14 protein-coding genes are annotated in these 14528 nt (G+C 30.7%); 12 read left to right on the forward strand and 2 right to left on the reverse strand.

The genetic code is table 11. The features are described from left to right. The first annotated feature begins 449 nt into the window (after positions 1 to 449). A complete protein-coding gene (locus M3P09_RS03290) occupies positions 450 to 2867 on the forward strand; it encodes a protein-disulfide reductase DsbD family protein (protein WP_249972009.1) in 2418 nt (805 codons plus the stop codon). Positions 2868 to 2884: 17 nt separating this feature from the next. Continuing rightward, complete coding sequence (locus M3P09_RS03295; RefSeq protein ID WP_249972010.1) at positions 2885 to 4378, forward strand: aminotransferase class V-fold PLP-dependent enzyme; 1494 nt, start codon at positions 2885 to 2887, stop codon at positions 4376 to 4378. An 84-nt stretch (positions 4379 to 4462) separates the two neighbouring features. On the opposite strand, the gene M3P09_RS03300 is transcribed toward M3P09_RS03295, so the two are convergent. Next, positions 4463 to 4885 carry a hypothetical protein gene (locus M3P09_RS03300; protein ID WP_099564648.1) on the reverse strand — a complete coding sequence of 141 codons (423 nt, stop codon included), beginning with the start codon at positions 4883 to 4885 and terminating at the stop codon, positions 4463 to 4465. Positions 4886 to 5127: 242 nt separating this feature from the next. Here M3P09_RS03300 and M3P09_RS03305 point away from each other — a divergent pair, with 242 nt between their 5' ends. Next, positions 5128 to 7500 carry a GAF domain-containing protein gene (locus M3P09_RS03305; protein WP_249972011.1) on the forward strand — a complete coding sequence of 791 codons (2373 nt, stop codon included), beginning with the start codon at positions 5128 to 5130 and terminating at the stop codon, positions 7498 to 7500. A gap of 1 nt (position 7501) precedes the next feature. Here the strand turns inward: M3P09_RS03305 and M3P09_RS03310 are convergent, their stop codons facing one another. Continuing rightward, positions 7502 to 8692: a Pycsar system effector family protein gene (locus tag M3P09_RS03310; RefSeq protein WP_249972012.1), complete on the reverse strand. Its 1191-nt coding sequence runs from the start codon at positions 8690 to 8692 to the stop codon at positions 7502 to 7504. Between the two features lie 154 nt (positions 8693 to 8846). Between M3P09_RS03310 and M3P09_RS03315 the strand changes: the two genes are divergently transcribed. The 9 genes from M3P09_RS03315 (at position 8847) to M3P09_RS03355 (ending at position 14454) form a co-directional block, all read left to right on the forward strand. Continuing rightward, positions 8847 to 9881 (forward strand): helix-turn-helix transcriptional regulator, encoded by a 1035-nt coding sequence (locus M3P09_RS03315; RefSeq protein ID WP_249972013.1) that lies wholly within the window; start codon positions 8847 to 8849, stop codon positions 9879 to 9881. A gap of 107 nt (positions 9882 to 9988) precedes the next feature. Beyond that, positions 9989 to 10342, forward strand: a complete 354-nt coding sequence (locus tag M3P09_RS03320) for a hypothetical protein (protein ID WP_249972014.1) — start codon at positions 9989 to 9991, stop codon at positions 10340 to 10342. A gap of 8 nt (positions 10343 to 10350) precedes the next feature. Next, a complete protein-coding gene (locus tag M3P09_RS03325; protein ID WP_099564643.1) occupies positions 10351 to 10824 on the forward strand; it encodes a YHS domain-containing (seleno)protein in 474 nt (157 codons plus the stop codon). A 156-nt stretch (positions 10825 to 10980) separates the two neighbouring features. After that, positions 10981 to 11442 carry a peptide-methionine (R)-S-oxide reductase MsrB gene (msrB, locus tag M3P09_RS03330; RefSeq protein ID WP_249972015.1) on the forward strand — a complete coding sequence of 154 codons (462 nt, stop codon included), beginning with the start codon at positions 10981 to 10983 and terminating at the stop codon, positions 11440 to 11442. Next, on the forward strand, positions 11432 to 11971 hold the full coding sequence (msrA, locus tag M3P09_RS03335; RefSeq protein ID WP_249972016.1) for a peptide-methionine (S)-S-oxide reductase MsrA: 540 nt from the start codon (positions 11432 to 11434) through the stop codon (positions 11969 to 11971). The genes msrB and msrA overlap by 11 nt, the downstream gene beginning before the upstream one ends. Before the next feature lie 25 nt (positions 11972 to 11996). Then, complete coding sequence (locus M3P09_RS03340) at positions 11997 to 12488, forward strand: peroxiredoxin family protein (RefSeq protein WP_249972017.1); 492 nt, start codon at positions 11997 to 11999, stop codon at positions 12486 to 12488. A 1-nt stretch (position 12489) separates the two neighbouring features. Then, positions 12490 to 12738: a glutaredoxin family protein gene (locus M3P09_RS03345; protein ID WP_249972018.1), complete on the forward strand. Its 249-nt coding sequence runs from the start codon at positions 12490 to 12492 to the stop codon at positions 12736 to 12738. Beyond that, positions 12711 to 13232: a peptide-methionine (S)-S-oxide reductase gene (locus M3P09_RS03350; protein WP_099564638.1), complete on the forward strand. Its 522-nt coding sequence runs from the start codon at positions 12711 to 12713 to the stop codon at positions 13230 to 13232. Before M3P09_RS03345 ends, M3P09_RS03350 begins: the two co-directional genes overlap by 28 nt. 4 nt (positions 13233 to 13236) lie before the next feature. Further along, positions 13237 to 14454, forward strand: coding sequence for a bifunctional alpha/beta hydrolase/OsmC family protein (locus M3P09_RS03355; RefSeq protein WP_249972019.1), 1218 nt, complete (start codon positions 13237 to 13239; stop codon positions 14452 to 14454). The last annotated feature ends 74 nt before the right edge of the window (positions 14455 to 14528 follow it).

Genomic DNA, 14528 nt, shown 5'->3' on the forward strand with positions numbered 1-14528 from the left:
AAAAATAAATGGAAATCTGGTAAATGTATTTGTTTATGCGGTTCATAATACAATTAAAATACTTCAATGATTCTTGTAAAAATGTGCAAATCTCTTAGCTCTTTGTACTAGTTTAAAACTCTAAAATATGTTATTTAACATTTCTTTAGTAGGGGAAATGGCTTTTTAAACGTCTTATAAGCATAAAAGTACACGTGTTAAACATGTTATATCAAATGAAAATAGAGAATGGCAAAACTTAAGTCTTTCTTTAATACTTTTGTTTTGAGTAAGCAACTTTAGTTAATTAATGATTTAAAGGTAACAGAAAGGATAATTAATTAGTTCTTTTTATAAACTAACAAGTAATAATTTATACTACCTTTAATAATACTTATACTTTTAAGTAACACATGTTACCTTTAAACAATAAACATAATTCTATTTTTGAAAAATATAATAATTTATAAATGAAGAAATTATTTTTAATTCTCCTATTATCACTAAGCTTAAATGCTTTTTCACAAATACTGGATCCAGTAAAATGGACCACTTCAGTTGAGAAAGTTTCAGATACTAAATATAAATTAATAACTAAAGCTACGATTGAATCTGGCTGGCATTTGTATTCTCAAAATGTTCCTGAGGATGGACCAATACCTACTACATTTTTATATGGAGATGAAGATGATACGGCCTTCAAAGTTATTGGAAATACTTCTGAAGACATTGGACATACTGTAGACGACCCTGTTTTCAATATGAAAATTAAGTTTTTTGAAGAATCTGCAACCTTTACGCAAACTATAGAAGTTATTGATAGTATAAATGAAGTTAGAGGAACTGTTGAATTTATGGTTTGTGATGATACAAGGTGTTTACCACCAACTGAGGTTGATTTGGTATTTAATATGCCTATTGCTAAAAAACAGGCCTCAAATAATTTTGAAAATAAACAAACAGGCATGTTACAGCCTGTAAAATGGCAAACTTCGGTTGATAAAATTTCTGAAACAGAATATGATTTGGTAATTAAAGCAGAAATTGAAGAAGGATGGCATGTGTATTCTCAATATACTGCTGAAGGTGGGTCTCTTCCTATAGTTATAGAAAAAAGTAATCAGACAGATGATTATGAATTAAAAGGAAAAGCTGTTGAGAGCGATACCATTAAAAAGTTTAATGAAATTTTTGGGGTATATGAATCTTTCTTTGATGATTCAGCAATTCTTAAACAAAGAGTAAAATTAAAAAATATTGATATCTCTGAAGTATCATTGAGTTTAAGTGGTCAAGTATGCAAAAAGGTATGTTTGCAAATAGATGAAGTTTTTACCTTTTCTCTAAATGATAATGAAAAGAGAAACTCGGTTGCAAGTAATTCAAATATTGACAATGATTCAGTAAATAATATGCTTTACGGAATGGTTCCTGAAGATATAAAGTTAACCGAAGTTACTTCAGTTGAAAAAAAATCACTCTGGACTATATTTGGGTTAGGGTTTTTAGGTGGGTTACTTGCGCTTTTAACACCTTGTGTATTTCCAATGATTCCATTAACAGTTAGTTTTTTTACTAAAAAAGGAGATCAAGGAAAAGGTTCTGGCGTTTCTAAAGCAATTCTTTATGGATTTTTCATTTTAATGGTCTATTTAATTTTAAGCATTCCTTTTCATCTTTTAGACTCTGTTAATCCAGACATTTTAAATGAGATATCAACCAATATATGGTTGAACATTATTTTCTTTGCCGTATTTGTGTTTTTTGCATTTTCATTCTTTGGATACTATGAATTAACACTTCCTTCAAGCTGGACAACAAAAACTACCCAAGGCGAAAACGCAGGTGGTATAATTGGTATTTTCTTTATGGCATTGACATTAGCAATTGTATCATTTTCATGTACAGGACCTATTTTAGGATCATTACTTGCAGGTTCGCTTACAGCCGATGGTGGTGCGTGGCAACTTACTGCGGGTATGGCTGGATTTGGTGTGTCATTAGGGCTTCCATTTGCAATATTTGCGATGTTCCCTAATATGATGAATGCGCTACCAAAATCTGGTGGTTGGTTAAATACAACAAAAGTAATATTAGGTTTCTTGGAGTTAGCATTAGCTTTTAAATTTTTATCAAATGCAGATTTAGTAAAACGCTGGGGTATTTTAAAAATTGAACCATTTTTGGTGATATGGATTATCATTTTTGCAGGCTTAGCGCTTTACCTTTTTGGAAAAATTAAATTCCCTCACGATTCACCGATTAAAAAGCTTTCTTTTACAAGAATAGCCGGAGGTATTCTGGTAGCATCGTTCGCTATATATTTAGCATCAGGATTTAGAGTTAATAAAGAGACTAATACATTTACCTCATTAACTTTATTAAGTGGTTTGGCGCCTCCTGTTGGCTATAGTTGGTTTTTACCTAGTAATACTACCAATAATTTAAAAACTTTTAAAGATTTAAAAGAAGGAATTGCTTATGCAAAACAAGTCAATAAACCCATCATGATTGATTTTACTGGGTATGCCTGTGTAAATTGTAGAAAAATGGAAGAGCATATATGGCCATTAGAAAAAATAGATAGTTATTTGAGAAATGATTATGTGTTAATCTCTTTATATGTTGATGATAAAAAAGACCTTCCAGATAACCAGAAAGTTGAAGTTAACAGAGTTAATGGAGGTACAAGGTTACTTAAAAATTATGGGCATAAATGGGCTAATTTTCAAACACAATTCTTTAAATCAAATTCTCAACCTTATTACGTTTTATTTAACCCTAACAATAACGAGGTTTTAAATGAACCAGTCGGGTATACGCCTGATGAAGACGAATATGCTCAATTCTTGCAAAAAGGCTTGGACTCTTTTAACAAACAAAACTAACTTAATTATATTCTACTATGATTAATCCAACTATTAAAAAATCGACAAATCTTGAAAATTATTTCAAGCCATTCAGGGAAAATATTATTGGAATTGATAAATATTTCAACTCTCCTTATGGCAGAAAAAAGGTGATTTATGCAGATTGGACAGCAAGTGGAAGATTATATAGACCTATAGAAGAAAAGCTGCTTAATGAGATTGGGCCATATGTAGCTAATACTCATACAGAAACTGCTATAACAGGATCTGCAATGACGTTGGCTTATCATGATGCCAGAAACATAATTAAAAAGCATGTTAATGCCTCTAAAGAAGATGTATTGATAACAGTTGGCACAGGAATGACTGGAGCTATAAATAAATTTCAACGAATTTTAGGTTTAAAAGTTAATGAGAATTTAAAAGATCATACAGAAATCCCCGAGGAGAAGAGACCTATCATTTTTGTGTCTCATATGGAACATCATTCTAACCAAACATCATGGTTAGAAACCATAGCAAGAGTAGAAGTAATACCTTCTAATAGTCAGGGTTTACCTTGTTTAGAAAATTTAGAAAAACTTATTGAAAAACATAGAGACTGTCCAATAAAAATAGCAGCGGTAACAGGTTGCTCTAATGTTACTGGTATTAGAACCAATTATCATCAAGTAGCAAAAATAATGCATCAAAATAATGGTTTGTGTTTTGTAGATTTTGCTTGTTCTGCGCCATATACCAATATTGACATGCATCCCGAAAATGAAGACGAGTATTTAGACGCGATCACTTTTTCTCCACACAAATTTTTAGGAGGTCCAGGCTCATCTGGGGTTTTAATTTTTAATAAAAAATTATATAAAAATTTAGTGCCAGATAATCCAGGAGGAGGAACAGTTAGTTATACAAATCCTTGGGGAGACCATGATTATATTGATGATATTGAAACTCGTGAAGATGGGGGTACGCCAGGTTTTTTACAAGCTATAAAAATTGCATTGTCCATTCAGTTAAAAGAACAGATGGGAGTTCAAAATATTTTAGATAGAGAACATGAGCTAAACGATATTATTTTTAGTAAGCTTTCTAAAATAGACAATGTACAAATTTTGGCCCCAAAGCATACTCACAGGTTAGGTGTGTTCTCATTTTATATTGACGATGCTCATTACAACCTGATTGTTAAACTTTTGAATGATCGTTTTGGCGTTCAAACGCGTGGAGGGTGCTCTTGTGCTGGAACTTATGGGCATTATTTATTAAATGTAGATGAGCCTACGTCAAAATCTATAGAGAAAAAAATTCTTGACGGTTGTTTAATAGAAAGACCAGGTTGGATACGCATGTCTATTCACCCAACGATGACCAATGAAGAAATTCATTTCATATGTGATTCTATAAAAGAAGTTGCTAATAATTTTCAAGAATGGGGTAAAGATTATGAATATAATGCTATTAAAAACGAGTTTATTCATAAAGGAAATTACAACATAGAAGAAGAAATTACTCAAAATTGGTTTAAATTATAGAAAACGAGCTAAACACAAATAGTATTAAACTAAAAAACTCCTCGTACGAGGAGTTTTTTAGTTTGATTTAGTTCTTATTATTACCTATTCAGCGGAGCTAAACTTTCCATAAACTAGACTTGCTAGAATGCCCATAATACCAAAATGCACAATGTAAATTACTGCATTAATAATAGTTCCTGTCAAATCTAAAATATTAGCAGTAGAATGATCTATTAAACCACTACCTAGACCTATTAAAACACCTAGCCATATGCCAAATTGTACACCATGAGAAACACCATGCGTGCCTCTTGCCCATTTTGAATATAGGGTTGAAAAAGCAAATCCTACAATTAAGCATCCAATAGCAAGAATAGCCATATCTGGCATTTCTTTCATAAGTCCAGAAGTAATAGCATGATCTTTCAAGATTGGGTCTCCAATCATACCCCAAAGTATCCAGCCACCAAAAAAGCCCCAAATACCTGTTACAAGCGTAGAAATTAAATTTGTTTTTGAAAACATAATAATTAGTATTAGTTAGTTAATGTGTGTTTAAAAATACATAAAATTATCAAATTCATATTTTTACTGTTAAATAGTTGGTTAAAATTCAATTAGAATAAAGCTTTATAATCTTTGCTTTTTAGGTGTTAAAAACATGAAAATTTAACACATAAACTTGTAACATTTTTAATGTTAGAAAGTCTAGTTTATGCCGACTAATCCAATAATTTGTAACTTTGCATTATAAGACATCTGATATCATGGATATTAACGATAATATTGAATCGCCTTTAAGACTACAGGTTAGTTTTAACAAATTGCTTCAACACTACGAGACTTTGGCTAATAGCGATGATGAGTTCGTAGCAGAAAAGGCAACGCGTATTTTAAAAACAGCTGATAATTTTCCTGAGTTAAGGGATGGATTTAGTGATGTTTCAATGTTAAAGGAAAGAGAAAAAGAAATTAGTGTTATTCTTCAAGATTCTTTTAGTCCTGTTTTAACAAAAAACGAAATTAAAACGGCATCAGTTCCTTTTCACAATTTAATTTTTAATTCATCTGAAAGATTTAAAAATATAATAGAAATTGCTGGTGATGATTTTGAGCTTGATATTAAAAACATGCCTAAAGATGATAAGTATATCATTGCTTGTACTATCATTTTAAACTTTTGCTATGGGTATAATTTAAATTTTAAAAGACCATTTTATTACGAAATACCAGATGCAAATGGGATACTACATTATTACAAGATATTATATAATGCAGATTTTACTGAGATAATTCCAAATAAAAATGCACCTAAAATTACTCAAAAGGATTATGATGAATTGTTAGATAATTTTGAAAACATTGATCTATGGAAAGAAAAATTTCCACCAAACAGTTACACTTTTAAAGGTTTTGTTATTTCAAATATTTTTGATGTAACAGATGATCAATCGATATCTAATATAAAATCTAACCTTATAGGAGATGATAAAAGAAAAGATGAGAATTTTATGGAAGGATTCCATGAAATTTTCAGGTCTCTTTTTGGAATTAACGATTTAAAGGTAGGGTTCTCAATCTTTAATAAAGAGGAAGGTATTTTTGAACGTGTATATGGTGTAGGGATGAATAGTTTTCTTTTAGGAAACAAAGAAAGCGCTAGTTGTTCAGGGTCATTATGTTCATGGTCATATAATAGACTGATAAATGAAAATAAATATTTTTCTGTATCAGATGTAGATAGAATCATGGAAAAGGCTAAAGATAGCGCACCACATATTACAGCATTACATGAACAAGGCATTAAGAGCGCTATTTTTGCTCCTATAGCTAATGAAAGTGGGTTAATGGGTATTATCGAAATAGTGTCTAATAAACCACAAGTGCTTAATAGTATTAATGCTAATAAGTTAATAGATGTTATGCCTTTTATAGTATCAGCTGTAGAACGTTCTAAAAGTGATGAAGAAAATTTAATTGAAGCTATAATTCAAAAAGAATGTACTTCTATACATCCGAGTGTACATTGGCGTTTTGAAAAAGAAGCTAAAGATTTTATAAAATCTGAATTTAATGGCGAACAAGCTATTTTTAAAAAAATAGCTTTCGATAATATTTATCCACTTTATGGACAAATAGATATTAAAGGATCTTCAGAAGCTAGAAATAAAGCAACAAGGTTAGATTTAACACTTCAATTAAATGCAGTTAAGGATATTTTTGAAAAAGCTTCAGAAATAGAAACCTTACCAATTTATGATCAATTTATTTATCAAATTAATGAGTATTTAGAAGGTCTAAATACACATTTTCAAGTTGATAGCGAGCAACAAATATCTGAATTTGTTAAAGATGAAATTGAGCCAGCACTTAAACACATTTATACTATTGATACCTTAAAAGAATCTATTGATGCTTATTTTGATAGTATTGATGATAAGGTAGATGTTTTGTACCGTCATAGAAAAGATTATGATGATACTATTGCTTTGATTAATAAAGAAATGGCTTCTCTTTTAGATAAAAAACAAGAAGTAGCACAAACCATGTATCCACATTATTTTGAGCGCTTTAAAACTGATGGTGTTGAGCATAATATGTACATAGGAGAATCTATTACTAAAGAAGAAAGTTTTAGTCCTATTTATTTATATAATTTACGTTTATGGCAGTTACAGGTTATGTGCGAAATGGAAAATTCTTATTACCAAATGCAGTCAGGGTTTCCAGTGGCGTTAGATGTGGCGTCTATGATTTTAGTATTTAATCAGCCTTTATCTATTAGTTTTAGAATGGATGAAAAACAATTTGATGTTGATGGTACTTATAACGCACGTTACGAAATTGTAAAAAAACGAGTAGATAAAGCCTATATAAAAGGAACAAAAGAACGTGTAACTCAAAAAGGGAAAATAAGTATTGTTTATTCTCAAAAACAAGACGAACGTGAGTATTTAAGATATATTAAGTTTTTACAATCTAAACACTATTTAGATACCGATGTAGAAATAGTTGAATTGCAAGATTTACAAGCAGTAACAGGCTTAAAAGCAATTAGGGTAAGTGTGTTGTATCATAAAAGTGAAGAAGATAAATCTTTTTACACATATAATGATTTAATGAAAGAAATTAAGGCTTAACTCACGAATATTGAAACGCTACAGCAAAAGCAATAACACTTACAATAATACCAACCATAAAAACAGAATAAGTAAGTCTGAGTATTTTATATTTTTTGTCTAAAACCAATCCAAGAAAATACAAATCTTTTTTCATTGAAGAATAAAGGTACTCTCTGTCTTGCATCATTTCTCCCATAGCCCATTCAAAATCTTTAAGGCTCATTTTATGGAAGTTTCCAAAAAATAATAAGTTTACTTTTTTGTTAGCAACATCGTCTTTAGTAAACTTACCACTCGTTACATTTGGTCGAGTAGCTAGAATGGATAAAACAATTGAAGCTACAGTAAATAATACAAAAACAACGGTTGGAATTATTAAATAACTATTAGAAGGGTTGTCTAATTTAGAAACTAAGTTAGATAGCACCAAGGAAACAATAATGGCATTAACTGAAAGCAAAATATTGGCTTTAGTGTCGGCAATATTGCTAAGGGTTATATGGTTTTTTAATGTCACCCTAAACATAGTTTCAATACCACGTTCAGGTAATTCTATTTTACTTTTTTTGAAGTCTAACTCAGCCTTTTTTTGTTTTACCTTTTTTGTGTTCTCATTCAGTTTTTGTTGAGTTTTTAATAACTGCGATATGTTTTTACTTTTAGCCTTATCCCAACTAGAGGATGCAGCATCGCTATAAAATCGATGTTTTTTTGTTAAAAAGTTTATGTTTTCATTTAACCATTCATCATCATTTAAAGTTTTATTACAGTTAAGCTCCCATTCTTTTCTAAGTAATACTGTTATGTCACTAAAGTTTTTACTTCCAATATGAGCACAATCAGCATCTCGTATTATTTTTTCTGATAGTGTTTTCGGTTTATAATCTAATTTGGTTGCTAGTATTAAAGAAGAAATGTTATTTATGTCTTTTTCAGAAACATTATGTTTTTTTAAAAAGGTTGTAGCTATTTCTACACCTTTTTCCTCATGACCTTCAATACTTTCGGTGAAACCCGTGTCATGAAACCAAGCACTAATAATTAATTCAGTTTTTTCAGAATCATTTAAATTAGATAAATCTGCTAATTCTTTTACTTTTTCAACCACAAGTTGTGTATGGCCCAAATTATGGTAAACAAATGTATTGTCAAGTTTTTCATTTAATAGATGAACGACATGTTTTTCAGCTTCTGCAATAAGGTCTTTCATAAAGAGCAATGATTTATTAGTAAAAATACTAAACTTTTATTAATGTAAATTAACGCTATAATTTGTCGTAAATTTTGTTATTACTTTCAAGTCGTATTAAATTGTAGTATTTAGTAGTTGTATACGTCTAAATAACCATAATTATTTAAAGTTAATGGTAAGTAAAATTAAAGCTGAAATAAACAAGGTATATTTTATTAATAAGTACACTTTAATACATATACTTAATGGCACTGGAAATATTCAAGTAGATTTTAATAGCTATCATGATTGGAAAGACAAAGCTATTTTTTTAGAAAAAGGACAGTATATAAAGTTTATGTCTGATGATTTTGTGGTTCGTTTTATTGAATTTCCAGATAAAATATTATTTGAATCTAAAGATGTTCGTATTCTATTTAAACACCTTATTTCTTTAGGCTATATAAACTTTAATGAATGTGAAGATTGTCAGTCTTTTTTAAATAAGACTGTTTTTAATGATGAAATGAGTAACCTTATTGATGTTTCTACAAAACAATGGTATTGGCAAAACCCTTTTCAAGCAAATAAAGAAGAGTATCAAGTTATTTTTGATGTAAAAGATATAATAGACGAAGAATTTACTAATAAAATTAATGTGAAATCTTTTATGAATCATATGCATAATGATTATAACGTACAGCATTTGATTAAAGATAAACTAGGTATTACCATAAATAAACTCATTCATAAAAAGCAGCTTTTAGAAAGTAAAAAAGATATTGCTTTTACAGATAAAAGTATTCAAGAAATTGCCTACGAAAAAGGTTATAAAGATCCTGCTTATTTTAACCGAGTGTTTAAAGATACTATAGGACAAACACCAAACCAGTTTAGAAATACGTTTGATTATGAGGATAGAGATATGTTTTCTCAAAACATTATTGAGCTAATTCAATTGTTTCATAAAGAAGAGCACGCCTTAGGGTTTTATGCAGATAAAATGAATATTAGTGTTAAAACACTCTCAAAAAAAGTGAAACAAAAAATGAACTGTTCTCTAGGTCAGCTAATACGCTCTCAAATTATTCAATCTGCAAAAATAATGCTTTCTCAAAATGAAAATGTTAAAGATGTTGCGTTTGCTTTAGGTTTCGAAGAAGCCAATCATTTTTCTAAGTTCTTCACAAATCATGTTGGTGTTTCACCTTCAGTTCACAAAAAATAAAAAGTACAATTTTTAGCGTATTTTGTATATGTTCTTAATCTAAGTTCATTCGCATATTTGCAGTGTAATTACAAAACACAATTTGTTTAATCACTAAAAAAATAATAATGAATATTAAAGAACAAGCGTCAAAAATTGATGGCATCGTAGCTCAAGGAGCAATTGTAGATGCTGTTAAACAATTCTTTGCAGATAATGCAACCACGTCAGATTATAATGGTTTAGCAACAACCAATAAAGCACAAATGGTTGAAAAAATGGAAGGTTTTGCAGGAGCTATTGCTGCTGTAAATGGTATTACTCTACATCATACAATTGTTGATGGAAATGTATCAGCTTCAGAGTTTACTTTCGATTTTAATATGAAAGACAATACTAAAATTTACTGGCACGAAATTATACGTCGTATTTGGAATGACGAAGGTAGAGTAATACAAGAAGAATATTTTAATGCACAATAATTAATAAAATGAAAAACTTAATAAAAACATCAGCCTTAGTCATAACATTTTTAATGACTACAGTATCATTTGCTCAGGATAAAAAAGCAAATAACATAGACAATAGTAATATTGCTTTACAAGGGTATAGCCCAGTATCATATTTAAATTTAGGAATCGCTCAAAAAGGCTTAAAAAAATATAAATCAGAATACAAGAAAGTAGTTTACTACTTCACATCGGCAGAGCAAAAAGCTAGTTTCGATAAAAACCCTGCAAAATATGAACCTCAATACGGTGGGTTTTGTGCTTTTGGAGCTTATGCAGGAGCAAAATTTAGACCAGACCCAAACAAGTTTATAGTTAAAGATGGTAAGTATTTCTTATATTTATATAATCTAGAATTGGATGCTCAGCAATTATGGTTGGCTGAAAAAAATCATAATAAACTCGTTTCTATAGCCGACAAAAATTGGAAAAACCTAAGTAATACTTATAATTAGAGCTCACTTAGAATATTGAAAAAAGCACATCGATACAGGTAGTAATTGATGTGCTTTTCTCTTTAAATTATAACTGTAAGTTTTTAAACAATAATTCGACTATATTTAAGTTGAAAAAAAGCATATTATTAATTAAAAAAGAAAGGAACCGACAGTATGCTAACTTGGAAAGAAGTAATCAACTTTTCCGTAAAAGGAAACCCAATTCCAGACAGACGTGTTGAAAAAACAGAGGTTGAATGGAAAGCTCAATTAACTCCAGAGCAATTTAGAATCACAAGACAAAAAGGAACCGAAAGGCCGCATAGTGGAGCACTTTGTAGTATTTATGATGAAGGTAAATACAATTGTGTGTGTTGTAATACACCTTTGTTTGATTCTACTATTAAATTTAGTTCAGGTACAGGTTGGCCTAGTTTTACACAGCCTATTAAAGACAATGCCATTAAATATGAAAGAGATACTGCGTTTGGGATGGTTCGTGTAGAGGTGATGTGCAATACTTGCGATGGTCACTTAGGACATGTTTTTCCTGATGGACCTGAGCCAAGTGGACTACGCTATTGCATCAATTCAGAATCAATGACTTTAAGTAAGGAGACAGCTAATGGGAAATAAGAATTCACAAATAGCTACCTTTGGTGGTGGTTGTTTTTGGTGTACAGAAGCTGTTTTTCAAGAGGTTAAAGGTGTAGAAAAAGTAGTGTCTGGATATTCTGGAGGGAATGTTCCAGGGCATCCAACGTACAGAGAGATTTGTTCAGGTTTAACTGGACACGCCGAAGTTGTACAGGTTACTTTTGATGCAAGTATAATTTCTTATGAAGACATTTTAGTCATTTTTATGACAACTCATGATCCAACAACTTTGAATCGTCAAGGGGCAGATCGAGGCACACAATATCGTTCGGTAATTTATTATCATGATGATACGCAAAAGGAAATTGCTGAAATTGTTTCAAAAGAAATATCACCTTATTATGAAAACCCTGTAGTAACAGAAATATCGCCTTTAGATGTTTTTTATGAAGCAGAAAAAGAACATCAAGATTACTATAGAAATAATCAAACGCAAGGGTATTGCAGTTTTGTAATTACACCTAAATTGGCAAAACTGAGAAAACTCCATGCTGATAAATTAAAATAACCTTAAAAAAGAAAGGACAATTATAATGTCAAATAAAGCAGAGGAAGCCCAAGTATTTAAAGCTCCCGAATTTCTAGTTAATGATTGGATTAACGCCAACGGAAAGAAAACAGAACCTATCAAACTTTCAGATTTTAGAGGAAAGTTTAAAGTGGTGTATTGTTTTCAGCATTGGTGTCCTGGTTGCCACAGCAAAGGGTTGCCAGATTTGAAGAAAATGGTAGAGGCTTTAAAAGATAACAATAAGATTGTTTTTTTAGCAATACAAACTGTTTTTGAAGGTCATGATTCTAATACTTATGAAAAGATGGAGGAAACTCAAAAGCAATATAATTTGAAAATACCATTTGGACATGATGCTGGAGATGATGGTAAATCGCATTCAAATATTATGAGAAACTATAAAACAGGAGGCACACCTTGGTTTATTTTTATTGATAAAAATGATAATGTTGTGTTTTCAGATTTTCACTTAAACCCAGATGCAGCGATTACCTTTTTTAAAAGCCTAAACTAAAATGCAAATTAAACTTTATGGAGCGGAAAGGTGTCACAAAACGCAGTATTATAAAGCATTTTTTGAAACACATAGTTTAAGTTATACATTTCTTGATGTAGAAGAAAGTAAAGACTACGCAGAAGAATTGCGTGGTCTTTACAAAAACAGAAAGCTTAATTTTCCGACTATAACTATTGATGAAAAGAAGCTGAGAAACCCATCAGATAAAGAGCTAAATAAATGGATAGAAAAACAAAAGTTGCGTTAGGAGGCGGATGCCATTGGTGTACCGAAGCCGTTTTTCAATCTTTGAAAGGTGTTGAAAAAGTTGAGCAAGGTTATGTGTCTTCAGTTGGAGAAAACCAAGAGTTTTCAGAAGCTGTTGTTGTACATTTTAATACCGAAGAAATTACATTAGAAACATTAATAGAGATTCATTTACATACGCATAAAAGCAATAGTAATCATTCTATGAGGAATAAATATCGTTCGGCAGTTTATACGTTTTCAAGTGAGCAAGAAAATAATTCTAAAAAGATAATTGAAAATCTTCAAAAGGGTTTTGATGATAAGATTATAACTAAAGTATTTCCTTTTTTAGAATTTAAAGCCTCACGAGAAGCCATTCAAAACTATTATCAGAAAAACCCAAATAAGCCTTTTTGCGAAACATTTATCAACCCTAAATTACAACTTTTGCTAGATAAGTTTTCTAATTATGTCGATGATAAGAAAGTTGAACATTTAATAATATCAATTTAGAAAAATGAAGAGTACAAAATTAAATATAGAAAACGATAAAGGCTTGGCTTTGCAAGCGTATTTAGAATTGCCAGCAAATCAAAAACCTAATCGATATGCTATTTTTGCACATTGTTTTACATGTACAAGTTCTTTAAGTGCTGTAAAAAATATTAGTCGCGCATTAACCAATTACGGATTTGGAGTGGTTCGTTTTGATTTTACAGGCTTAGGCAAAAGTGAAGGCGAATTTGCCGAAAGTCATTTTTCAGGAAATGTAGGAGATTTAATTGCGGTAAATAATTTCATGGGCAACAATTATAAAGCACCAGCATTACTTGTTGGTCATTCGCTTGGTGGCGCAGCTGTAATTAGCGCAGCTTCAAAACTAGAAAACATTAAAGCCGTAGCAACAATTGGTGCTCCAGCAACGGTAAGTCATGTTAAGCATTTATTCTCTCATGATATCGATTCAATAAGAGAAGGCGAGTTAACCGAAGTAAATATTGGTGGGCGACCATTTAAAATAAACCCTGAATTTGTTTCAGATTTTGATAAAACCGATTTGCCTTCAGTTGTGAAAAACTTACGTAAACCGCTGTTAATAATGCATTCTCCAACTGATGCTATTGTTGGTATTAAAAATGCTGAGCAATTGTATCATAATGCGCATCATCCAAAAAGTTTTATTACACTTGATAATGCAGATCACTTATTAACTAATTCTAATGATAGTAATTATGTTGGAAATGTAATTGGAACTTGGGTGCAGCGTTACTTTGAGCCTAAAGAAAATACGATGCTGGAAACGCAAGGAGAGCAATTAGTAGGGCATTTAAATTTAATTGAAGATAACTTTACAACCTCTATACAAACCAAAAAGCATAGTATGATTGCAGATGAACCGACATCAGTTGGAGGAGATGATTTTGGACCTTCACCTTACGAGTATCTAAATGCGGGTTTAGCGGCCTGTACAGTTATGACTTTAAAAATGTATGCACAACGTAAACAATGGGATTTACAAGAAGTATTTGTTTATATATCGCATTCTAAAAAGCATAGCGATGAGTTGGAACTAGATATAGAAGAACCAGGGTATTTGGATCATATTAGTAAGAAATTAAAATTTGTTGGTAATTTAGATGCCTCGCAAAAACAGCGTTTAAAAGAAATTGCATCACGCTGCCCAGTACATAAAACTATTGCAAGTAAAGTAGTGTTTGACACATCAATAATTTAAAATTTGTATTCGTATTTGGATGCATAAAATTGTGAAAACAAGTAATTGCAGTAAAATTCAAAATCTGTCTTCCA

This window comes from Jejuia spongiicola (assembly GCF_023502325.1).
GTDB classification, from domain to species: Bacteria; Bacteroidota; Bacteroidia; order Flavobacteriales; family Flavobacteriaceae; genus Wocania_A; species Wocania_A spongiicola.